Here is a 615-nt window from a genome sequence, read left to right as displayed (position 1 = left end):
GAAGTCAGCGTCGGGTCGGGGGCACCGGGTACGGCGGAGCGACTCCACTCGGGTTGAAGAACGGCGCATAGCCGTAATACCAGTACACGTCCTCGTAGTAGCCGATCTCCTCGACAACCTCCGGGTCGTACGTCGGGGCCTGCTCGATCTTCTGCCGGGTCAGGTCGACCCGCACCGTGTCGTCGGTGACGTCGCTGACCGCCTCGACGGGGATGAAGGTGGCGGTGGCGCCGATACCGAGAACTCCCCCGTGCTCGACTCGCAGGAACCGCACCTTGTGCTCCTCGCGATCGATCAGCAGGTCGTCGACCTTGCCCAGGTCGTCACCGTCAGCGTCGAGGACGTGCCGGCCGCGCACGTCCTGCTCGGCAGCCGCGATCGTCTGCCCGGAGTCACCGAGCTTGACCAGAATCGCCGTGATGTCGTGTGGCATGAACTGCTCCTTCCGTAGCGTCTGCTCCCTTTGCGCTACCCGTATGACGTCCCGGACTAAGGGACGTCTCGTAACCCCGACATCTGTCTGTTGAGGACGATCATCCAGGATGTCTGGGTGCAGGTGATCTCCGCAGCCCGGCCCGAGTGGATCTTCCCGTTCACCGGGTTGCAGCCGGCTCA

General features: G+C 64.6%; 1 protein-coding gene. It reads right to left on the bottom strand.

The genetic code is table 11. The features are described from left to right. Positions 1–4 precede the first annotated feature (4 nt). Positions 5–433 carry a PRC-barrel domain-containing protein gene (locus DLJ59_RS00015; protein WP_124770492.1) on the bottom strand — a complete coding sequence of 143 codons (429 nt, stop codon included), beginning with the start codon at positions 431–433 and terminating at the stop codon, positions 5–7. Between the last annotated feature and the right edge of the window lie 182 nt (positions 434–615).

It is taken from the genome of Micromonospora inaquosa, assembly GCF_003857055.1.
In the GTDB taxonomy this organism is placed as follows: domain Bacteria; phylum Actinomycetota; class Actinomycetes; order Mycobacteriales; family Micromonosporaceae; genus Micromonospora; species Micromonospora inaquosa.
The sequence above is the reverse complement of the archived record's forward strand: the minus strand, read 5'-3'. Positions and strand labels throughout refer to the sequence as shown.

What these genes read in the sequence shown, in the direction of transcription:
- DLJ59_RS00015 (WP_124770492.1), bottom strand. Translation starts at nt 433, where the DNA reads ATGCCACACGACATCACGGCGATTCTGGTCAAGCTCGGTGACTCCGGG.